The organism is Flavobacterium cerinum, from assembly GCF_024496085.1.
In the GTDB taxonomy this organism is placed as follows: Bacteria; Bacteroidota; Bacteroidia; order Flavobacteriales; family Flavobacteriaceae; genus Flavobacterium; species Flavobacterium cerinum_A.
Genome location: NZ_CP101751.1, coordinates 2,561,414 through 2,582,096 on the forward strand (window position 1 = coordinate 2,561,414; position 20,683 = coordinate 2,582,096).

General features: G+C 36.8%; 23 protein-coding genes. 9 read left to right on the forward strand and 14 right to left on the reverse strand.

Features of this window, described 5'->3' with window-relative positions:
* Positions 1-22: 22 nt before the first annotated feature.
* On the reverse strand, positions 23-655 hold the full coding sequence (locus NOX80_RS11465; protein WP_256549923.1) for an NAD(P)H-dependent oxidoreductase: 633 nt from the start codon (positions 653-655) through the stop codon (positions 23-25).
* A gap of 13 nt (positions 656-668) precedes the next feature.
* Complete coding sequence (locus NOX80_RS11470) at positions 669-1,124, reverse strand: MarR family winged helix-turn-helix transcriptional regulator (RefSeq protein WP_256549924.1); 456 nt, start codon at positions 1,122-1,124, stop codon at positions 669-671.
* Between the two features lie 135 nt (positions 1,125-1,259).
* Here NOX80_RS11470 and NOX80_RS11475 point away from each other — a divergent pair, with 135 nt between their 5' ends.
* From NOX80_RS11475 to NOX80_RS11495, 5 genes are all read left to right on the forward strand, one after another.
* On the forward strand, positions 1,260-1,826 hold the full coding sequence (locus NOX80_RS11475) for a TlpA disulfide reductase family protein (RefSeq protein WP_256549925.1): 567 nt from the start codon (positions 1,260-1,262) through the stop codon (positions 1,824-1,826).
* Between the two features lie 25 nt (positions 1,827-1,851).
* Complete coding sequence (locus NOX80_RS11480; RefSeq protein WP_256549926.1) at positions 1,852-2,463, forward strand: thioredoxin family protein; 612 nt, start codon at positions 1,852-1,854, stop codon at positions 2,461-2,463.
* Positions 2,464-2,685: 222 nt separating this feature from the next.
* Positions 2,686-3,114 (forward strand): lipocalin family protein, encoded by a 429-nt coding sequence (locus NOX80_RS11485; RefSeq protein ID WP_256549927.1) that lies wholly within the window; start codon positions 2,686-2,688, stop codon positions 3,112-3,114.
* A gap of 240 nt (positions 3,115-3,354) precedes the next feature.
* Positions 3,355-3,606 (forward strand): hypothetical protein, encoded by a 252-nt coding sequence (locus NOX80_RS11490; RefSeq protein WP_256549928.1) that lies wholly within the window; start codon positions 3,355-3,357, stop codon positions 3,604-3,606.
* An 81-nt stretch (positions 3,607-3,687) separates the two neighbouring features.
* Positions 3,688-4,008, forward strand: coding sequence for a rhodanese-like domain-containing protein (locus NOX80_RS11495; protein ID WP_256549929.1), 321 nt, complete (start codon positions 3,688-3,690; stop codon positions 4,006-4,008).
* Between the two features lie 38 nt (positions 4,009-4,046).
* On the opposite strand, the gene NOX80_RS11500 is transcribed toward NOX80_RS11495, so the two are convergent.
* From NOX80_RS11500 to NOX80_RS11520, 5 genes are all read right to left on the reverse strand, one after another.
* Positions 4,047-4,772, reverse strand: a complete 726-nt coding sequence (locus NOX80_RS11500; RefSeq protein WP_256549930.1) for a TIGR00730 family Rossman fold protein — start codon at positions 4,770-4,772, stop codon at positions 4,047-4,049.
* 320 nt (positions 4,773-5,092) lie between these two features.
* The gene (gene uvrA, locus NOX80_RS11505) at positions 5,093-7,927 is read right to left on the reverse strand and encodes an excinuclease ABC subunit UvrA (RefSeq protein ID WP_256549931.1); all 2,835 of its coding nucleotides are present in this window, start codon (positions 7,925-7,927) and stop codon (positions 5,093-5,095) included.
* 328 nt (positions 7,928-8,255) lie between these two features.
* Positions 8,256-10,076: a chloride channel protein gene (locus NOX80_RS11510; protein WP_256549932.1), complete on the reverse strand. Its 1,821-nt coding sequence runs from the start codon at positions 10,074-10,076 to the stop codon at positions 8,256-8,258.
* 81 nt (positions 10,077-10,157) lie between these two features.
* Entirely contained in the window at positions 10,158-10,823 is a 666-nt protein-coding gene (locus NOX80_RS11515) for a DNA alkylation repair protein (protein ID WP_256549933.1), read from the reverse strand.
* Complete coding sequence (locus tag NOX80_RS11520; RefSeq protein WP_256549934.1) at positions 10,801-11,409, reverse strand: acyl carrier protein phosphodiesterase; 609 nt, start codon at positions 11,407-11,409, stop codon at positions 10,801-10,803. Before NOX80_RS11520 ends, NOX80_RS11515 begins: the two co-directional genes overlap by 23 nt.
* Before the next feature lie 218 nt (positions 11,410-11,627).
* On the opposite strand from NOX80_RS11520, the gene glmM reads away from it, so the two are divergent.
* Positions 11,628-13,016, forward strand: a complete 1,389-nt coding sequence (gene glmM, locus NOX80_RS11525; protein ID WP_256549935.1) for a phosphoglucosamine mutase — start codon at positions 11,628-11,630, stop codon at positions 13,014-13,016.
* A 60-nt stretch (positions 13,017-13,076) separates the two neighbouring features.
* Here glmM and NOX80_RS11530 read toward each other — a convergent pair whose 3' ends face one another.
* From NOX80_RS11530 to NOX80_RS11560, 7 genes are all read right to left on the reverse strand, one after another.
* Positions 13,077-13,835: an SDR family NAD(P)-dependent oxidoreductase gene (locus NOX80_RS11530; RefSeq protein WP_256549936.1), complete on the reverse strand. Its 759-nt coding sequence runs from the start codon at positions 13,833-13,835 to the stop codon at positions 13,077-13,079.
* Between the two features lie 76 nt (positions 13,836-13,911).
* Positions 13,912-14,430 (reverse strand): 5' nucleotidase, NT5C type, encoded by a 519-nt coding sequence (locus tag NOX80_RS11535; protein WP_256549937.1) that lies wholly within the window; start codon positions 14,428-14,430, stop codon positions 13,912-13,914.
* Positions 14,431-14,438: 8 nt separating this feature from the next.
* Positions 14,439-14,894 carry a GNAT family N-acetyltransferase gene (locus NOX80_RS11540; RefSeq protein WP_256549938.1) on the reverse strand — a complete coding sequence of 152 codons (456 nt, stop codon included), beginning with the start codon at positions 14,892-14,894 and terminating at the stop codon, positions 14,439-14,441.
* A gap of 83 nt (positions 14,895-14,977) precedes the next feature.
* Complete coding sequence (locus tag NOX80_RS11545) at positions 14,978-16,219, reverse strand: agmatine deiminase family protein (protein ID WP_256549939.1); 1,242 nt, start codon at positions 16,217-16,219, stop codon at positions 14,978-14,980.
* A 43-nt stretch (positions 16,220-16,262) separates the two neighbouring features.
* Complete coding sequence (locus NOX80_RS11550) at positions 16,263-16,637, reverse strand: VOC family protein (protein ID WP_256549941.1); 375 nt, start codon at positions 16,635-16,637, stop codon at positions 16,263-16,265.
* Positions 16,638-16,761: 124 nt separating this feature from the next.
* Positions 16,762-17,217, reverse strand: a complete 456-nt coding sequence (locus NOX80_RS11555) for a hypothetical protein (protein ID WP_256549942.1) — start codon at positions 17,215-17,217, stop codon at positions 16,762-16,764.
* Positions 17,218-17,371: 154 nt separating this feature from the next.
* Positions 17,372-18,184, reverse strand: coding sequence for an AraC family transcriptional regulator (locus NOX80_RS11560; RefSeq protein WP_256549943.1), 813 nt, complete (start codon positions 18,182-18,184; stop codon positions 17,372-17,374).
* Between the two features lie 84 nt (positions 18,185-18,268).
* On the opposite strand from NOX80_RS11560, the gene def reads away from it, so the two are divergent.
* The 3 genes from def to NOX80_RS11575 all read left to right on the forward strand — a co-directional run bounded on the left by def (position 18,269) and on the right by NOX80_RS11575 (position 20,672).
* Positions 18,269-18,916, forward strand: coding sequence for a peptide deformylase (gene def, locus NOX80_RS11565; RefSeq protein ID WP_256549944.1), 648 nt, complete (start codon positions 18,269-18,271; stop codon positions 18,914-18,916).
* A 2-nt stretch (positions 18,917-18,918) separates the two neighbouring features.
* Positions 18,919-19,311: a VOC family protein gene (locus NOX80_RS11570; protein ID WP_256549945.1), complete on the forward strand. Its 393-nt coding sequence runs from the start codon at positions 18,919-18,921 to the stop codon at positions 19,309-19,311.
* Between the two features lie 197 nt (positions 19,312-19,508).
* Positions 19,509-20,672, forward strand: coding sequence for a porin (locus NOX80_RS11575; protein ID WP_256549946.1), 1,164 nt, complete (start codon positions 19,509-19,511; stop codon positions 20,670-20,672).
* The last annotated feature ends 11 nt before the right edge of the window (positions 20,673-20,683 follow it).

The window sequence follows — 20,683 nt, forward strand, 5'->3', positions numbered from 1 at the left end:
TTAAAATGGTTTAATTAATTGATTATAAATTGATAAATAATTCTTCATTTGATTTTCTCACTTTAGCATAATGCTGTGTCGCATCTTCTTCGTGACGGTATCCTAATGCTGCAAATACAGCTGCATTTAAACCTAATTCTTTTAATCCAAGTATTTCATTCACTTTTTCAGCTTCGAAACCTTCCATCGGAGTGGCATCGATTTTTAATTCGGCTGCCGCACTTAATAAGTTACCTAAAGCGATATATGTCTGTTTTGATGTCCAGTTGTTACGAACATCAGCCGGTAAAGCGCCTAAAGTATTCTTCATAAAATCACCGTATCCTGCAATGGTTTCCATCGGAATTTGACGGGTTGCAACGATGTTGTTTAAAAATGCATCAATTTGAGAAGCATCAAAATCGATTATATTGGCAAAAACAACCAGGTGAGAAGCATCTACAATTTGAGATTGTCCCCATGAAACAGGTTGTAATTTAGCACGTACTTCCGGATTTTCAATGATGAAAACTTTATACGGTTGTAATCCGTAAGAAGAGGCACTTAAACGGATGGCTTCTTTAAGCGTTTCCAAATCTTCGTTGGAAATTTTTTTGGTTGCATCAAATTTCTTTGTTGCGTAACGCCATTTTAGCGTATTTATTAAATTACTCATGTATGTTCTGATTTTAAATTGTTCTGTATCGTTCTAATAAATCATTTAAAAGTTCTTGTTCTTCCACGGTAAGGTTTTGAGCAAAAAGTTGTTCGTGCTGATCCACTTTAGGATCCAGTTCATCCAGTAAATCCAATCCCTTTTGGGTGATGGTTACTTCCATTTTACGACGGTTTTGCGGGCAAACTTCGCGGGTTACAAGCTCCTTTAATAATAATTTGTCTACCAGACGAGTGGTGTTGCTGGTTTTGGCCAGCATACGTTCCTGTATCACGCACATGTTGGTCGGCTTCGCCTTCTGTCCTCTCAAAATTCGCAATACGTTGTACTGTTCGCTTGACAACTCATAAGGCTTTAATACCTCAGCGAATTTCTCGGAAACCAAATTTTGGGTGTACAAAATATTTAGCACTGTTCTTTTGCCCAGTGATAAAGCTTTTGTAGATTTGATGATGTCTTCGATTTTCATTGTGTTATTAAATTTGTAGGTACAAATGTAGTAATGTTTTTAATTGTATATACAAATGTTTGTTTAATTTTTTGTTAAATTTATATCCGAGCCTCTTAGAATGCTTAATTTTAGTGACCTAAACCAATAGTAGCTATGAAAAAAATAATCGTAATGCTTACCGTTTTAAGCTTTTTATCCTGTAAAAAAGAAGCAACGGAAATTGACAATACGGTAACAACAACCGAAAAAGAAGTGGTAGTTGATCAACATAAACCGATTAAAGTTTACGAAAAAGACGGCGTTAAGATAAAGTCTTACGATTTTAATGCTTTTGAACCGTATTTAAAGAAGCATAATGATACGACCTATGTTGTGAATTTCTGGGCAACCTGGTGTGTACCTTGTGTGGAGGAATTGCCTCATTTTGAAAAACTGAATACAACTTATAAAGATCAGAAAGTAAAGGTACTTTTGGTGAGCCTGGATATGCCGCAAAAGGTAGAATCGAATTTATTACCTTTTGTTAAGAAGAAGAATATGCAGTCGGAAGTGCTATATTTGAATGATCCGGATGCTAATGCCTGGATTACTAAAGTCGACACAGCCTGGTCCGGTGCAATACCGGCTACCGTAATATATAAAGGAGACAAACGTAAGTTTTTCGAACAATCCTTTACTTATGACGAACTGGAAAAAGAATTAAAAACCGTTATGAATTAATTAACCTTAAAAATAAATACATTATATGAAAGCAATTAAATTTTTAGCTCTGACCCTTGTCGTAGGAGCCATGAGTGCCTTTACAATGATCAAACCGGCCGGAGGTTATAAAGTAGGGGATGTCGCTACCGATTTCAGCCTGAAAAATGTAGATAATAAAAAAGTAGCGTTGGCCGATTTCAAAGCAGCAAAAGGTTTTATCGTGGTGTTTACTTGTAATCATTGTCCGTATGCACAGGCTTATGAAGACCGAATCGTTGCTTTGGATAAGAAATATAAAAAATTAGGATATCCGGTTATTGCGATCAATCCGAATAATCCGGCCAAACAAAAAGACGACAGTTTTGAATTAATGCAGGTACGCGCCAAAGAGAAAAATTTTACGTTCCCGTATTTATTTGACGACGGACAGAAAATTTATCCGCAATACGGAGCTACTAAAACGCCTCACGTATATGTATTACAAAAAACAAAAGGTGGAAATGTGGTAAAATACATCGGAGCAATCGATGATAATTATAGCGATGCTAATGCTGTAAAAGAAAAATATGTAGAGAATGCTGTGGATGCTTTGTTGAAAAATAAAGATATCGCGGTAAAAGAAACCAAAGCAATCGGATGCTCGATTAAAGCATAAAAAGCAATAGTAAAAGTTTGCTATTATAAGGAGTTCGGTGTTAAATCGGACTCCTTTTATTTTTGTATAGTTCAAGAGGAAATCAATTTGGTCCTTTTAAACCGGCTTATTAACAGGAAAAAGATAAAAAATGACCTATTTATTTAATTTTGTAATAATATATCATACATTAGCGAAATTTTTAATCAGAATAAATAATAAAAACACTCTAAAATTATAATTATGTTTAAGTTAAGAAACCTGTCTTTATTTCTAGCAGTATTGTCTTTAGGTTTATCTTCTTGTAGTAAAGATAGCGATGCTACTCCGGAAGCGGCTCCTCAAGTTGAAGGAACCTGGCAATTTACAAAAGAAGGAACGATCACAAATAATCAGGAAGTTTTAAATAATTACGAGCACACTACAGGTTGTACAAAAGATTATATCGAAATATTTGGAGGGAATGTGATTAAGGATCATTATTTTGACAATCCAAACTGTCAGGAAACAATCGATACAGGAACTTGGAATAAAAGCAATAATGCGTTGACATTTGTATATCAAAACGGAAATACAGTTAATGCAGAGATTATGCAATTAACCAATACCACATTGAAATTAAAATTTGTAGTTTCCGGTTCAACTAATTTGATCGTGTTAACCCGAATGTAATAGCAACGAAATATACCATTAAAGAATAGGACATTATTGTCCTATTTTTTTTATTCTTTCTTGTATCGTTTAAAATTTTGATATTAAGTATAAACGTTTGATTTTTAGTACATATTTTCGAATTAAAACGGTAATGTTAAAATGGATCAGGATTTTGTTTTGTGGTTACGACTTTCCGTAATCCGGAGGTAATTTGTTGCACTACTTTTGAAATGTTAATCATTTAATTTAAAAGAAAACATGAAAAAAGTATTACTTGTTATTTTACCGTTTGTATTATTAGGATGTTCATCTGATGGTGGAGCTGAAGTATCAGAAATATCAATACCGTCAACAGTTGTAACAAATCCAAATTCAGGCTCTGGTTCGGGCTCTGTTAGTTGTGGAACCTATAATGGAAAAATATTATATAAAGGTTCTAATGGAGGTTGTTATTATATTAACTCGAATGGAAATAAAATGTATGTAGACGCGCACTATTGTAAGTGCTAACTGAATCAACAATAAAAATATTTCCATTAACCATTTAATCTTTTTTATATACATTTGGGTTTTAAACTCGAATCAAAAAATATGGACATTACACAAGAACAATGGTGGAAAGAAGCACAACAGGATAGCAACGCAGTGATTCTGGATGTGCGTACTGAAGACGAATGGAATCAGGGAATTATCCCGGGAGCGATTAATATCGATATCTATAAAGGACAAGGATTTATTTATCAGGTTGATGAACTGGATAAATCCAAAACCTACTACATATATTGCCGTTCAGGAGGAAGAAGCGGACAAGCTTGCAACTTGATGCAACAGATGGGATTTGCCAAAACCTATAATCTGGTTGGCGGTATCATGGAGTGGAACGGACCGGTTGAAATGCCGGAAGAAAAATAAAAAAGGGACTTTCAAAGTCCCTTTTTTTGCGTCCGATTTTAGAAGTTAGGACTTAAGTTGTATTTTTTATAGAAATTATCTAATACATCTAATACTTCATCTTCGTTATCCACGATTTTGAAAAGATCCAGATCAGTCGGATTTGCATTAGCATGTTTTTCAATAATCACGGTTTTGATCCATTCCATTAAACCGGACCAGAAATCACGGCCGACTAAAATAATCGGGAATTTTCCGATTTTTTTAGTTTGAATCAAAGTTATAGCTTCAAATAATTCATCCAAAGTACCGAATCCACCCGGCATTACTACAAATCCCTGTGAATATTTTACAAACATTACTTTACGTACAAAGAAATAATCGAATTGTAAATTTTTATCACGGTCAATATAAGGATTAAAATGCTGCTCGAACGGTAATTCAATATTTAAACCTACTGAAGTTCCGCCTCCGAAATGAGCTCCTTTATTTCCGGCTTCCATAATTCCGGGACCGCCACCGGTAATTACACCATAACCGGCTTTACTGATTTTATAAGCAATTTTTTCTGCCAGTAAATAATATTTGTCTTCCGGTTTGGTTCGGGCTGATCCGAAAATCGAAACACACGGACCGATTCGTCCCATTGTTTCATAACCGTTAACAAATTCCGACATGATTTTAAAAATAGCCCATGAATCATTTGTTCGTATTTCATTCCAGGTTTTTTGCTTAAACTTATCCTGTATTCTGTCGTCTTCGTTTTCAAATTGTTCTTTCATCATGTATACGCTTTTCTATTAATAATTTATTTTGTTTTTATTAGGATCGGTAATCATATTCCATACACTATCCGGTCAGTATGCACTAGGCTACTGTTAGTATCGGTTTAGCTATATAATTAGGAGTGTTGTTGTTTGTATTATTCGATCCGATTGGAAATCCGGCGAAATATGCACTAAAACTATTATCTTTTTAGATGCCAAACAAATTTAGTCCTCCTTTTTTTTGAAATAAATCAATCTTTGCAATTCTTTTTTTTACAAATGATTTAAAAACAGTGTTTTGCAAAAAAAAGAGACAATACGAAATTGTCTCCTGTTCTTTATAAATGCAACTCCTTTTTCAGGAATTTAGCTGTATAGCTTTTCTGGTTTTTGATAATCTCTTCCGGTGTTCCTTTGGCTACCAACTGACCGCCGCCTTTCCCGCCTTCATATCCGATGTCAATAATATAATCGGCTAGTTTGATTACATCCAGGTTATGTTCGATGATCAAAACTGTATTCCCTTTTTCAACCAGTTTGTTAATGACCTCCATTAATACGCGGATGTCTTCAAAATGCAAACCTGTTGTAGGTTCATCCAGAATATAAAAAGTATTTCCGGTATCTTTTTTAGACAATTCTGTCGCCAGTTTGATCCTTTGTGCTTCTCCTCCGGAAAGGGTTGTACTTTGTTGCCCTAAAGTGATATAACCTAAACCAACATCTTGTATGGTTTTGATTTTGCGATAGATTTTCGGTATGTTTTCAAAAAACGGAACCGCTTCGTCTACCGTCATGGCCAGTATATCGGAAATGGATTTCCCCTTATAACGGATTTCCAGTGTTTCGCGGTTAAAACGTTTTCCCTGACAGGTTTCACATTCTACATAAACATCAGGTAAGAAACTCATTTCAATGGTTCGTACGCCGGATCCTTCACAGGTTTCACAACGACCGCCCGAAACGTTAAAACTAAAACGTCCCGGTTTATAACCACGAATCATAGCTTCCGGTGTTTGTGTAAATAACGTACGGATTTCCGAAAAAACATCGGTATAAGTAGCCGGATTTGAACGAGGTGTACGTCCGATCGGACTTTGGTCGATATCAATTACTTTGTCGATATGTTCCAGACCTTCGATTTTTTTATATGGCTGTGGCTTTTTAACCGCATTAAAGAAATGAGCGTTCAGAATTGGGTAAAGCGTTTCATTGATCAATGTCGATTTACCGCTTCCGGAAACTCCGGTTACACAGATTAATTTTCCTAACGGGAATTCTACACTGACATTTTTCAGGTTGTTTCCGCTGGCACCGGTTAATTTCAATGTTTTCCCGTTGCCTTCGCGACGTACTTTCGGAATGGCAATTTCCATAGTACCGTTAAGATAGGATGCCGTCAATGTTTTTTCGGATAATAATTCCTGAGGTGTTCCTTTACTGATGATCTCACCGCCGAAACGACCGGCTTTCGGTCCGATATCAATCACATAATCGGCGCGTTCAATCATGTCTTTATCGTGTTCGACAACAATAACGGAATTCCCGATGTCACGTAATTGTTCCAAAGAGCGAATCAATCGTTCGTTATCGCGTTGGTGTAAACCGATACTTGGTTCGTCTAAAATATAAAGTACACCGACTAACTGCGAACCGATTTGAGTCGCCAAACGAATCCGTTGTGCTTCACCGCCTGAAAGCGATTTAGAACTACGGTTTAACGATAAGTAGTTTAGTCCGACATCAACAAGAAAGCTTAATCGGGCGCTGATTTCTTTTACAACCTCGGTAGCAATGGCTTTTTGTTTATCTGATAAATGAGGTTGAAGATCCAGAAACCATTGACTCAATTCATCGATATCCATAGCGGAAAGTTCTCCGATATTTTTTTCGTTAATTTTAAAATATAACGCTTCTTTTCTTAGGCGTGTTCCTTCACAAACCGGACAGTTTACTTCATCCATAAACTCTTTTGCCCAACGTTTAATAGTGGCAGAGTCGCTTTCGTCATGCTGGTTTTTGATGAAACTGGAAATCCCTTCAAAATCAATCTTATATTCTTTGGTGATTCCCATTACTTTCGAAACCACTGAAAACTTTTCATTACCACCGTTTAAAATCATATTAATGGCTTCCGGAGTAATTTTTTCGATCGGATCGGTTAATTTAAAACCGAATTTTTCACCGATTATTTCCAGTTGTTTGAATATCCACGAGTTTTTTTGTTCCCCTAGCGGAGCCAAACCTCCGTTTTTAATGGATAATTTAGGATTCGGGATAATTTTATTCAGATTTACTTCATTTACAACACCCAGTCCGTTACAATGTTCACAAGCTCCTTTAGGGGAGTTAAATGAAAAATTATTCGGTTCCGGATTCGGATAAGAAATCCCGGTTGACGGGCACATCAGATTCCGACTAAAAAAACGGACTTCCTGACTTTCCTGTTCTATAACCATCATAATATCTTCACCGTGGTACATCGCGGTTTTAATACTTTCGGTTAGTCTTTTATCATTCTCTTCCGTGTTTTCAATTAACATACGGTCGATTACAATCTCAATATCGTGGGTTTTATAACGATCCACTTTCATTCCGTATTCCAGATCACGGATTTCGCCGTCAACGCGTACTTTTACAAACCCCTGTTTGGAAATTTGTTCAAATAGTTCGCGATAATGTCCTTTTCGGGATCGAATTACCGGAGCTAATATATTAATACGTTTTCCGTTGAAATTATCGAAAATAAGTTCTTTAATCTGCTCATCGCTGTAACTCACCATTTTTTCGCCGGTATTATAACTATACGCTTCGCCGGCACGGGCATAAAACAAACGAAGAAAATCGTAAATCTCGGTAATTGTTCCTACTGTGGAACGCGGACTTTTACTGGTGGTTTTTTGTTCAATGGCAATTACAGGAGAAAGCCCATCGATTTTATCTACATCGGGACGTTCCAATCCGCCCAAAAACTGACGGGCATAAGCCGAAAAAGTTTCAATGTAGCGACGCTGTCCTTCTGCATAGATGGTATCGAAAGCCAGAGATGATTTTCCGGAACCCGAAAGACCGGTTATAACGACCAGTTTTTCGCGGGGAATTACAACATCAATATTCTTTAAATTATGCGCTCTTGCGCCTAAAACTTCAATGGTTTCTTCTGTATTCAGCATAAAAAAGTAGTGCAAAACGCAAAGGTACTGTTTTGGAAGCGAATTTGATACGGACTGGAGAAAGAATTTTATGTTATTTTTTTGTGATGATTTCTTTTTAAGGTGATACCCGGAAATGGAATAACCCGTTGACTATGAAATACGAATCTACTGTTTTTAAAGTGCCGGGCAATATTTTGTTTTTTTTGAAAGCCGTTGTAAAATGAGTCGCATTTTTATATCTGATCGGGTTTAAAGCGAAATATAAAAATGTGTGTTGTATAATCAGGTGCTCAGCGCTTTTCAAAGCGTTCGTTTAATATAACAGTACTTTCTTTATAGCAGCAGGTTATTCAATTCGCATATCTTTTAGTTTTTCCCTGTAATTTTCAAGCACATCAATTTTTGAAATATAACCCAGGTACTTTTGATCTTTCAACACAAAAAGAATATCGGTATGATTGGCTTCAAACTTATCCATTACGGTTTCCATGATTTCATCATAACAGATAACCGCATCTGTCTTTTCGATCACATCCTGTAATGCAGTATATTTTATCTGGAAAGGTTTAAAAATAATGTTTCGGATTTTATTAAAGTCGACTACACCGGTAAGCTCTTCTTTTTCGTTTAATACCGGAAATAAAGTTTGTTGGGTATTGGAAAGTAAATCAACAATATCGTCCAGTTTGCTTGCAGCTGTAATGGTGGTAAAATCATTTCGGATATGTTTGGACAGATCGATAGAAGAAAGGATGTTTTTGTCTTTGTCGCTGGTAAATACCTGACCTTTATCAGCCAGATTTTTAATATCCATAGAATGGATTTCCATTTTTTTGGTGATTGCAAAACTGATAGACGAAACGATCAATAACGGAACCATTAATCCGTAACCGCCGGTAATTTCAGCAATAAGAAAGATAGCGGTAAGCGGTGCGTGAAACAGACCACTCAAAACACCCGCCATTCCTACAATGGTAAAATTACTGACCGGTAAATTATCCGATAAACCGATCAAACTGAAAAATTTGGCTACACAAAAACCAAGATAGGATCCGACAAACAGGGAAGGTGCAAAATTACCACCGTTTCCACCGCTTCCTAAGGTGATACCGGTTGCAAAAACCTTTAACATCATGGCCGCTCCAACAAACAACAGCAAAATAATATCGTTATCCTTAAATGTGTTTAATACCGTATTTTCCAGTATTTTATTGGGATTTCCGTTTGATAATGTTTTAATACTTTCGTATCCTTCTCCGAAAAGTGTCGGAAAAAAGAAAATCAATACAGCCAAAACAGAAGCACCGATTAGCGCTTTTTTATACGTTTTGTTTTTATAGCGTTCAAAAAAGTGTTCGACCTTGCGAAAGGTACGGGCATGGTAAACCGAAACAAGACCGGCACAAATACCAATCACAACATAATACGGAATATTATGATAATCAAAAGTAAGCTGCTGATGAAAGGAAAGAAGAATATCTTCTTTTAAAAGTACATTCGATACTAAAGCACCGGTAGCCGCCGAAATCATAATCGGAATAAAAGCAGTAACGCTCATGTCGGCAAGAATAACTTCTATGGCAAATAATACACCGGCTATAGGAGCGTTAAAAGCAGCAGCAAGTCCGGCAGCAACACCACAAGCCAGAAGAAGCGTCCGGTCTTTATAATTCAAACGGTATTTTTGTGCATAATTCGATCCGAAAGCAGCACCGGTAATTGTAATCGGTGACTCCAAACCGGCCGATCCACCCAAACCTACAGTAAGGGAACTGGTAATGATCTGCGCATACATTTGTTTCCGGGGCATAACACCGGATTTTTTAGCCACAGCTATCATAATCTGAGAAGTACCTTTTTCGATACTGCCGTCAAGAAATTTTTTAATTACAAAAGCAGTTAATAAAATCCCGACGATAGGAAGGATACTGTTACTGTAAGGCAGGTGAAGTATATTATCAATATAATTGGCAAATCGGAATACGGAATGCGCAAAAGACTTTAAAACAATAACAGCCAGTGCAGATGACAATCCTACCAATACACAGGATAGATAAATAAACTGACGGTTGTTTAATATTGCTTTAAGGAAAAATAACGTGGCTTCTAGACGCTTTAAGTTTTTTCGGAAAAACAGGCTTACAGGAGAGACGTTCTTATTCGGCATTTTGAAAATGTTAAGGCGAACCGGTTAGAAAACTTTAAACTGCTAAAATACGCCTTTTGAACCAGTATCTTTTTAAAAAGATTATAAATTTTTCAGTGCTTCACGCTTGCTTAGCGGTTTTAGATTGGTTTCGGAAACAAATTTTTTAACCGCTCCCGGATTGGTTTTTGCATATTCCCGTAATGCCCAACCAATTGCCTTTTGAATAAAGAATTCCTTTGAACCGGAATGTTTTTCACATAATGAAAAGAGTAAAGCGGCATCGGTTTTGACTTTATATCCCAGTTGAAACAGTATCGCCGATCGGTTTAACCACATATTAGCAGAATCGGAAAACCGGGAAACAACGGTTAAGGTTTCTTCGGGATATTGCATCAGATAATTACCTAACAGGTATTTCGCCAGGAAATCGACAGTATCCCACCAGGAATCAGAAGTAATGGTTTTTTCAATTAAGCGGATATCGTCTTTTACAAATTTTTGGCGTAATTCTTTTTCCAGTATTTCCATTGCCACATAATGAAATTCCCGCTGTTTTTGTTGCAGTAATTCCATACCGATTTCACGGGCATTATTTTGTACCTCAGTTTTATGTAAAGACCATACCGATTTGGTGATACTTTTTCGTAAAGGCGATTTAATACCATAAAATTGAAAATGGTTTTTCATATAAGCTTCCATCGGTTTAGCATTTTCGATTGAAGCATTATCCTGGAACGCCTGTTTAAGATTCGTTAGAAAAGTCATGGGTAATTTCCGCTAGTTTATCGGTTGCAAATTGTTTTATTTCTTCAAAGAAAAGGGAAAATTCGATTTCAAAGTTGATATAGTATTCCTGTAATTCCCGTACGGAATATTGCATACGGGAACGGTTTTTTGTACGTTGATCCATTTGGTAAAGAATAGTTCCGATTCCTTCAACAGCGGCATAACTGACCAACCAGTTCCGTTCGATCATATACGGCATTAATCCTTTGGTTTTTTCCGTTAGCTGATCGTAATTTTCCTGTAAGGAAGAATAAAATGCCGAAACATAGGTTTCCAGTGGTACTTCTGAATAACGATCCCAGTTTTTAGCAAGGAAATGATCATAGAATACATCCATAATCACACCGGAATAATGACCATAGGCTTCATGCAGCCGGTGTTTACTTTTTCTGAAAATCGGATGCGCATCGGTAAAAGTATCGATTGCGCGATGTAAAAGAATTCCTTTTTGTATGTCCGGAGAAAAGTTACGGTAATCGTTTCCGCGAATACCATCGGCCATAAAGTTCCCGATTTTAATCAGGTCATTGTCTCCGGATAAATAAATATGTGCCAGAAAGTTCATGAGTTGGTTTCGCCTGACTTTATTGGCGATTTGTAAATGTAAGAATTACTTTTTCAAAAAACAGATTTTATCAGGTTTTATCGGAGTTAAAAAGGATATTACAGGCCAATAACCGGAATAAAATATATGAGAATAAAAATGAAAGCATTACGTTACAACGCCGACAACTTTTTTATATTTGTGATGATTTTTAATTTTTAATCTCCAATAGTAATTATATGACATTAATAAAATCGATTTCCGGTATCAGAGGAACAATAGGAGGGAAAGTAGGTGATAACCTGACACCTGTGGATGCAGTTAAATTTGCGTCTGCCTATGGAACGTTTTTAAAGCAAAACAGCAATAAAGAAAAATTAACCGTTGTGATAGGTCGTGATGCCCGAATTTCAGGTCCGATGATCCACAATCTGGTTGTAAATACGCTGGTTGGTTTGGGAATTGATGTCATCGATTTGGGATTATCAACTACACCAACGGTTGAGATTGCCGTTCCGTTGGAAAAAGCAGACGGAGGTATTATTCTTACAGCTTCTCATAATCCGAAACAATGGAATGCTTTGAAATTGTTAAATGAAAAAGGAGAATTTTTAAGTGGTGCAGACGGTGCGAAGATTCTTGAGATTGCCGAAAGTGAGGCATTTGATTTTTCGGATGTGGATCATTTGGGTGTTGTAACTGAGAATGATGCATATATGGATATTCATATTGATGAGGTGTTGAATTTAGCTTTGGTTGATGCTGAAGCAGTTAAAAAGAAACAATACAAAGTTGTAGTAGACGGAGTAAATTCATCCGGAGGGATTATTATTCCGAAGTTATTGGAACAAATGGGCGTGGAAGTCGTTCGTTTGTATTGCGAACCGAACGGTCATTTTCCACATAATCCGGAACCGTTAAAAGAGCATTTAGGTGATATTTGTGAATTGGTGGTTAAAGAAAAAGCCGATTTCGGTATTGTTGTCGATCCGGATGTGGATCGTTTAGCCTTTATTTCCAACGACGGTGAAATGTTCGGGGAAGAATATACGCTGGTAGCTGTTGCCGATTATGTATTGAGTCGTACACCGGGGAATACCGTTTCGAATATGTCATCGTCCCGGGCGTTACGCGATATTACAAATAAGCATAACGGTAGTTATGAAGCGAGTGCGGTCGGAGAAGTAAACGTTGTGGAATTAATGAAAAAAAATAACGCCATTATAGGTGGAGAAGGAAATGGCGGAATCATTTATCCGGAATCGCATTATGGTAGAGATGCTTTGGTTGGCGTTGCTTTATTCCTGACTTATTTAGCCGGACAGGATAAAACGGTAGCCGAATTAAGAGCCGGATATCCGCAGTATTTTATGAGTAAGAATAAAATTGAGCTAACACCTCAAATTGATGTGGATGCGATTCTAAAAGCAATGGAAGAGCGCTATAAAAACGAAAATATCTCCACGATTGACGGAGTTAAAATCGATTTTGCTACCGATTGGGTACATTTAAGAAAATCGAATACAGAACCGATTATCCGTATTTATACAGAAGCTCCGACGCAAGAACAAGCGGATCAACTGGCACTTCGTATTATTGATGAAATCAAAGTTATTGCCGGAATATAATACCAAAACGGAATAAATAAAAAGCCTGTCAGAAATTAATAACTGACAGGCTTTTGTTTTTTATAGCATCATACCACCGGATACTTCAATACGCTGGGCATTGACCCATCGGGCGTCATCGGTACACAGGAAGGCAACGACACCACCAATATCATCAGGTAAACCTACACGTCCCAAAGCGGTAACGGAAGCGATGTTTTTATTTAGGTCTGCATTATCACGAACAGCACCGCCACCAAAATCAGTTTCGATAGCACCCGGAGCTACAACATTAACGCGAATTCCTCTGGAACCTAATTCTTTAGCCTGATATTTGGTTAAGGTTTCAATAGCTCCTTTCATAGCAGCATAAGCCGCATAACCCGGAAATGAAAAACGAGCTAATCCGGTTGAAATGTTTACAATTCCGCCTCCATCAGCAATAATCGGCAATGCTTTTTGAGTCAGAAAAAACGGTCCTTTAAACTGAATTCCCATTAAAGTATCAAATTGTTCTTCTGTAGTATCGGCAAATGAAGCATGGATTCCTATACCGGCATTATTTACCAGATAATCAAAACGATCGGTTTGGAAATGGGACTTTAACGTTTGCTGAACGGTACTCCAAAAGGTATCAAACGATTGTATATCGGATACATTAAGCTGTACAGCCGCTGCTTTTCGGCCGTATTGTTCAATTTCCTTAACTACTTCAAGTGCTTCTTCTTTTTTGCTATTATAAGTCAGTACTACATCCAATCCTTTTTGTGCCAGTTGCAGTACCATATTTTTACCAAGTCCGCGGCTTCCGCCGGTTACGACTACTATTTTTTGTGCCATTACTTTGATTTTTAAAGTTTTACTAAACAAAGGTAAACGGATTAACCGACGTGATTATGGTGACAGTTTAAGTATTTTATAATAAAATATTTGCTACATCATACCAACTGTTGACACGAGTGTGGTTACGATCGTTACCGGAAAGATTATGAGGTTGTGTAAAGAGAAGCCCTTTTCCATCAAAATAATCCAGATTTTTAAAATGATCGTCAATCATGATATCGCCTTTTACAACTGTTTTAGAGCCGCACATTACGATTTGTTTCCAGTGGATAAACGGAAAATGTTCTTCCAACCAATAAAACTTATCAATAAGGCTGTTCGGAAATTCCATGGCTGCCGTTACGATAAACAGTTCGTATTTTTCATTCAACTGTCTTAAGATTTCGACACTTCCGTCCATAACCGGTAAGTTTCTGAAAAAACCGTCGGCATAAATATATTTAAGTGCATTTTTAAAGGTATCAACTTCAGATGTTCCGTTCATTTTTTCAATGGATTGACGGATTCCGAGATCCTGGTATTCGCATTCAATAAGCTGGGCGTATATATCGGCGAGAACACCGTCCATATCGACTAACAAGCGTTGTTTCATATATAATATTATTTAAGTGATTTGACCAGGTATTTTGGGACTTCTGTATAGCCCTGGCGTTCATAAAATTGATGTGCTTTCGTCCTTCTGAAATGGGAATGCAGTTCAATACGATCACAATTTCTTTCTCTTGCCAGTTTTACACAATACGATTCCATTTCTTTTCCGATTCCTTTACTTCGTGCTGCTTGATCGACAGCAAAATAACTGATACGGGCAAAATCGCCTTCCAATGCTAATTGTGGAATAAAATGGATGGAAATAAAGGCCAGTACAGTATCGGCTTCTTCATAAACCAATAGTACTTCATCGGGATGCGCTATTAAAAGTTCTATTTTTTTGCGGATGAAATCTCCGGTATCCGGATAACCCATTTGAGCCAGTAAATCCTGGATTTTATCATTGTCGGCTAAGGTTGCTTTTCGGATAGGCATAGTAAAGAAACTGAATCGAAATATATTCAAATTTAAATGTTTATCAGAATAGGAGTGTATTGACGGATGTTAATTTATGTATAAATTTCGATAGCCTAAATTTTTTCGGATTTTCAGCTTTTAGGAACATTTCGCGTATGGCAATGAATTCCGCCGCCGCATAGATTTAATGCGATAGAATCGATGGCTATCACCTTTCGATCCGGAAAAACACTTTTCAGAATATTTAAAGCTGTTTCATCTTTTTCTTTTATGATGTAAGGCATACCTTCCCGATAATATTTTTGAGCAATAACAAGATTATTGGTAATAAGAAAATTACAATAGCTGAGTGCGGGAAGTACTTTCATCCGTTCTTTAGGAAACGGACTACCGTCTTTTAGTTTGCCATGAAGCAAGTCATAAGGGAATTGATAACTTTCGTATACCTCATCGCCTTCTTTAACGGTTATATAAATCGGTTCGGGAACCGGCATTTGGATCACCTTAAAAGGAGATCCGCTTTGATCCGTTTCTTTAATCAGTGTAGTATAAGCAAGATCCAATCGCTCTTTATTGAGGGCATGAATAGGATTTTGTAGTGCTTCTTCCATCGGAATATGTGCGATTAGAATCGTATCCCGATTTACAAAACGACACATTTCATCGATATGACCGTTAGCTGAAGCGGAGCGATAGGCTAGAAATTCACCGTTTTCGTCGGGTATCGGTCCGGCATGCATATCCTCATCGTCATAAGTAGCATAGGGTAACCAAATTATTTTATCGAGATTGAAAATGCGCTTGAATTCATCTTCTACCTGCTCTTTAGTCCAGCCTTTATTACGTTTGTTTACTTCGGTATCTTCAATTGTCATCAGTATGCCGTTACCGTTAAATTCCCGATCGCCGCCTTCACTGGTTAGTCGCGTGAATATTAATCTTTCAACAGCAATAAATTTGGCATGCGCCCGATCATATTCTTCCATTTTTTTAGAAATCGGATGATTATTCGGCAGAATACCATATGAGTCAAAATTAAAATCAACAACAGCATGTTCACCTTGATCATTTACCAGTATCTCAGCTCCGAAATCCCTGGGAAAGATAAACTCAGAAGGAAAAATCATAAATTGAATTTTTTCGATAGCAATAGTATGATTTTTCAATTCCAGTTTAGCCCGTTCCTGTGTAGTTTCATCATAACAGGAAACAATAATATTCACATTGTCTATTAGAAGAGAAATGACCGAAATAGTAACGGCTTCGACATCGTATTCTTTGGAAGCTGTGGCATATTGAAACAACGGCCATATTAGTAAAACGGATTCCTGTGGTTCAAATTCGCCGACGGTTTTGAAGTTATGGGTGCTCATCTGAAATGATTTTGACTCATAAAGTTACAAAATTATACGGGCTTTATGTTCCGGAATAGGTAACAATATCAATTCCGACTCCGTTAGGATCTGTAATTGCAAAATGGCGATCGCCCCAAGGTTCGTCCCGAAGTTCAATCGAAATAGGAATTGCCTTACTTTGAATATCTAGGTAAACACTGTCTACATCATCGACTTCAAGTGTCAGGTAAATTCCATTTCCGGTAAAAGGAGATTGAAACAATGGTTGTTGTGACGGATGATCGGGAAGGAGAAAACTGATTTCATATTGCTGATCGGGTGTATGGAGTAACAAATAAAAATCATTTTCGAAAGTAATACCAAACCCCAATACGGAAGTATAAAATGCTTTACTTTCTGCCAACTTAGTCGTAATAATGCCGGAATTTAATTTCATAGAATTTTGTTTTAAGTTCTATAAAGAACATGTTATTTTGACAAAGTTCCGGTTTCATTACCTGAAAAAATTGTAAAAAACGGACAATTTATGTTTGCTCCGAAAAATACGCCGTTTTCTTTCGTTAAGTTTCCCATGTTAAAATAACACAACTTCCTTTTCTACTAACATGAATATCAAATGTGTCGGATTCAATTTCTCGTAATTCTTTTAAACATTTATAGGCACTGGAAACACCACATATTGTACAGCTATTTTCAATATATTTGATTCTGACAGCATCAGAATGCGGTTCCTGGAAAATAATAATTCCGGAATAGGGATCGGAAAGATTTGTTTGATTAATTGAAATTACAGCTGTATACTTTTCATCTAAATCCATCAATGCGTCAGCAGCAGCTTTTATATTATCATACAACTTTTGCTCCGTTATCGAAGCATTGTCATATTCCGATTGTGTCACGATCCTAAAAGTACTGTCTTTTGTTTCAAGAGCATCACCGTTTTTTGTTGCTGCATTTTCATTTTCACAGGCAAAGGACAAGAAGGCAACAAAAATAAAAAGGAATACATTTCTCATAATTTTTAGTTTTAGAGTTGTTATAAAAATCATTATAGTCGTACCGGTACATAATTAAAGTTAAGCCCTTTTTATCAAGGCTTTACAAAATGCTCCGTTTTGTCCTTTTGGGTAGGTAAATGTCCTTTTCCGATTTATTGAAGTGACCGGATCCTTATTTTTTTAAAGCATTTTTTGGCGTATCACCATACATGGTTTTAAATTCCTTAATAAAATGAGCTTGATCATAATAACCAAAATCCAGAAATGCATTCGGCTCTTTATTTTCGGTTTGAGGATGGCGGTATAAAATGTTCTGAAAACGGATCACTTTACAAAACGTTTTGGTCGAATCGCCTACATAAAACGCAAACAAGCGACGCAATTGCCGCGAACTGATACCGGTATTGAGATCGCCTTCAATAGTTATATTTCCGGAGTTTTTCAGAATATGATCCATAGCAGAAAAAAAACGGAAATCGGGTTTAACACCATGTTGATTAATCCGGTTCAGGTAAAAATGATCTAATAGGGACTGGATAGTAACGAGATCTAATGTCGGATTAAAATGGTTTTTGATAAAAGCGGCTTTTTCTGGCAGTATCAATTCCAGTAATTCATAGCGATCGGTCAGTTCGGAGGCATTAATATGAAAAAGCAGCGGAAACATCGCCGGATAAAAACGAATACCAATATAATGAAAGGTCGTATCCAAAGGGAATTCGGTATAGTTTTTACTAAAACCGATTACATAACTTTCGATCGGATTGTTCAGTTCAAAATAAATATCCATACAACCGTCTGCAACCACTCTGTAATGAAATTCCGCTTCCAATTGCTGCTCGGTTTTTAATTCCCAGTAACAATAAATATATTGAGAAAGTCGTATATCGGGTTTAAATTCCTGATATTTTACATGGCCGAAAGCGGGCCTTATTATAGGTTGAACAGGTTGATATAAGCGCTTTATGTTGATATTTTTTTCCAAATCAGTTGTAATTTAACGGAATCCGATTAACTTTAAATCCGTTAATATTCCGCTACAGGTAAAAATAATGTCTTAATTTTAGAAATGAAAAAAATTTACGGATTGTTGTTTATTTTTGTTGGTATGACCGCTACAGCACAACATTTTACAAAAGAAGAGAAGGCGCTTATCCATGCAGGAAACGGCAAGCAAAAAATGAAGGTAATTCAGTTTACGGAACCTTCGGAGTTGATTATATTAAAGTCGGCTTCAAAAGATATCAGTCCTAATGATAAAGATTTACAGGTATTATTGGAAAGAATGTATCAGGCGGTAACCGATCCGGAAGAAGGCGGAGTAGGAATTGCCGCACCACAAGTGGGGATTAATCGAAACGTAATCTGGGTTCAACGATTTGATAAAGAAGGAGAGCCGTTTGAAGCCTATATCAATCCGGTGATTATCTGGCGTTCTAAATTATTGCGAAAAGGAAATGAAGGCTGTTTGTCGATTCCGGACCGTAGTGGAGAAGTGTACCGCAATTATACGATCCGATTGACCTATCAAGATACAAAAGGAAATAAAAAAGAAGAAATAATAGAGGGTTTTACAGCGGTAATCTTCCAGCATGAAACCGATCATTTACACGGAATATTGTTTACAGACCGACTGGAAGAGCAAAGTAATAAACACTACCATAATATAAGCAGTGAAACAGCACTGTATTTAGAAGACCGGTTAAAACGACAATAATTATGAAAGTCAGTTTAGGAAGAGTAATTCTTTTAGTGGAAGATTATGATAAAGCATTTGATTTTTACCGCAGAAATTTTTTCTGTAAAAAACTATATGATGCAACTATGCCTGATGGACAACGTTATGTACACATCGGTTTTTCAGATAACGATACGGTAGGGATATGGCTTTTAAAAGCCGACAATCCGGTGCAATCGGCTCTTATAGGAAAGCAAACCGGCGGACAACCCACAATTGTTATTTATACGAATAATTGTGAGGATCTTTATTCTTATGTGAAAAGCAACAATGTCGAAATCATCGAAGAACTGATGATTACACCCGAAAGTACGTTTTTTCATTGCCGGGATTTATATGGGAACCGGCTAACTGTTGTGGAGCTGCTTCATTAATCCGTTTCGGTTTTATAATCGCTAGTATATTGATTTAGGGGTAACGGAATGTTGTATTTTTAACAGTAAAGCGGAAGAATTGAAAAAAAATATTTTGTAAGGTATTTTTTTATAATTTTTTTGTTAATTTTATAGTGACGACAATTTCCCTTGTAAGGTAAATACGTAGTATCTATCGAGGCCCTAAATTCTTCACTATGGAAATTAAAACTACTAATTCGTTATTAACCAGTATTTTATTTGTTTTTTTATTTCCAATAGTCTTATGGGGACAAAGTATAGACAGTACAAGTGTGTCCCAACCTTCCAAACCGCAGATCAAATACCCTCAGGTTCAGTTTAAAGGACTTTTTCAGGCACGTTATTTAGTTGGTCTTACCGAGAATGTTGATTTAAACGGTTTACATCATTCTGATGGTGATGTCACACAAAATTCGTTTGATATTAAAAGAATGCGGGCTCAGGTCAGAGCCAAAATATCCGAACGTACCGAAGTAGTTGCATTGGTGAATCTGGCCGATTTTAAATCCGATCCGAAAAATAAGGTACTTGAGAATGCGTATCTTAAATATACTTTCAATAAACATTTTGGGATTACAGTCGGACAATTTCGTCCCTGGTTCGGTATTGAAGAAACGTATCCGGTAGACATTATCAAGTCGATGGATTTTTCAAATCAATATTATGAATTCGGAAAAAACGGATGGACCAGTTTTCAGATCGGAGCTGCTTTGAGCGGTGTATTTGATGTCGGAAAAGTACCGTTTACTTACGCCTTTTCGGTAGTGAACGGAAATGGCCGGAATCAGGAAATGGATAAAGATAACGGAAAACAATATTCGACCCGGATCGTCATGGGATTATCCAAAAAGAACAATGTCAATTTAGGACTGAATGCCGGAATAGGAGAAGTTTTTAAAAAAGAAGTATATGCCTTCGGAGCCGATCTTACAGCCGATTTCGAATTAAGCGATCGTTTGTTTTTTGAAACCCAGATGGAAGCCAAACAGGCAATTAACCACAATCTCTATTTTTCATTACCGGTTGAAGAAAGAACGCCTTATATCAGTAATTATCAGATCAGGGGATTTTATTTTTTACCGAACCTCCGGTATGAAATTAAATATAAAAAACTCAGTGCTATCGAGTTTTCCTGCCGTTATGAATACCTGGATAGCAATTTCCGACTTAATTCGAATGTTCGCCAATCATTGGTACCGATGTTAGGATTTGAATTCCTGAAAGATTACGGTGCCCGTATCCAGCTGGGATTACAGATCGATCGTTATAAACACACGATTGATGATACCACCACACATAATAATAATTTGTTGTTATTACAAGTACAGAGCCGTCTTTAGGAAGTATTAAT

Coding starts and splice junctions, on each gene's coding strand:
- NOX80_RS11465 (WP_256549923.1), bottom strand. CDS start 655: ATGAGTAATTTAATAAATACGCTAAAATGGCGTTACGCAACAAAGAAA.
- NOX80_RS11470 (WP_256549924.1), bottom strand. CDS start 1,124: ATGAAAATCGAAGACATCATCAAATCTACAAAAGCTTTATCACTGGGC.
- NOX80_RS11475 (WP_256549925.1), top strand. CDS start 1,260: ATGAAAAAAATAATCGTAATGCTTACCGTTTTAAGCTTTTTATCCTGT.
- NOX80_RS11480 (WP_256549926.1), top strand. CDS start 1,852: ATGAAAGCAATTAAATTTTTAGCTCTGACCCTTGTCGTAGGAGCCATG.
- NOX80_RS11485 (WP_256549927.1), top strand. CDS start 2,686: ATGTTTAAGTTAAGAAACCTGTCTTTATTTCTAGCAGTATTGTCTTTA.
- NOX80_RS11490 (WP_256549928.1), top strand. CDS start 3,355: ATGAAAAAAGTATTACTTGTTATTTTACCGTTTGTATTATTAGGATGT.
- NOX80_RS11495 (WP_256549929.1), top strand. CDS start 3,688: ATGGACATTACACAAGAACAATGGTGGAAAGAAGCACAACAGGATAGC.
- NOX80_RS11500 (WP_256549930.1), bottom strand. CDS start 4,772: ATGATGAAAGAACAATTTGAAAACGAAGACGACAGAATACAGGATAAG.
- uvrA (WP_256549931.1), bottom strand. CDS start 7,927: ATGCTGAATACAGAAGAAACCATTGAAGTTTTAGGCGCAAGAGCGCAT.
- NOX80_RS11510 (WP_256549932.1), bottom strand. CDS start 10,076: ATGCCGAATAAGAACGTCTCTCCTGTAAGCCTGTTTTTCCGAAAAAAC.
- NOX80_RS11515 (WP_256549933.1), bottom strand. CDS start 10,823: ATGACTTTTCTAACGAATCTTAAACAGGCGTTCCAGGATAATGCTTCA.
- NOX80_RS11520 (WP_256549934.1), bottom strand. CDS start 11,409: ATGAACTTTCTGGCACATATTTATTTATCCGGAGACAATGACCTGATT.
- glmM (WP_256549935.1), top strand. CDS start 11,628: ATGACATTAATAAAATCGATTTCCGGTATCAGAGGAACAATAGGAGGG.
- NOX80_RS11530 (WP_256549936.1), bottom strand. CDS start 13,835: ATGGCACAAAAAATAGTAGTCGTAACCGGCGGAAGCCGCGGACTTGGT.
- NOX80_RS11535 (WP_256549937.1), bottom strand. CDS start 14,430: ATGAAACAACGCTTGTTAGTCGATATGGACGGTGTTCTCGCCGATATA.
- NOX80_RS11545 (WP_256549939.1), bottom strand. CDS start 16,219: ATGAGCACCCATAACTTCAAAACCGTCGGCGAATTTGAACCACAGGAA.
- NOX80_RS11550 (WP_256549941.1), bottom strand. CDS start 16,637: ATGAAATTAAATTCCGGCATTATTACGACTAAGTTGGCAGAAAGTAAA.
- NOX80_RS11555 (WP_256549942.1), bottom strand. CDS start 17,217: ATGAGAAATGTATTCCTTTTTATTTTTGTTGCCTTCTTGTCCTTTGCC.
- def (WP_256549944.1), top strand. CDS start 18,269: ATGAAAAAAATTTACGGATTGTTGTTTATTTTTGTTGGTATGACCGCT.
- NOX80_RS11570 (WP_256549945.1), top strand. CDS start 18,919: ATGAAAGTCAGTTTAGGAAGAGTAATTCTTTTAGTGGAAGATTATGAT.
- NOX80_RS11575 (WP_256549946.1), top strand. CDS start 19,509: ATGGAAATTAAAACTACTAATTCGTTATTAACCAGTATTTTATTTGTT.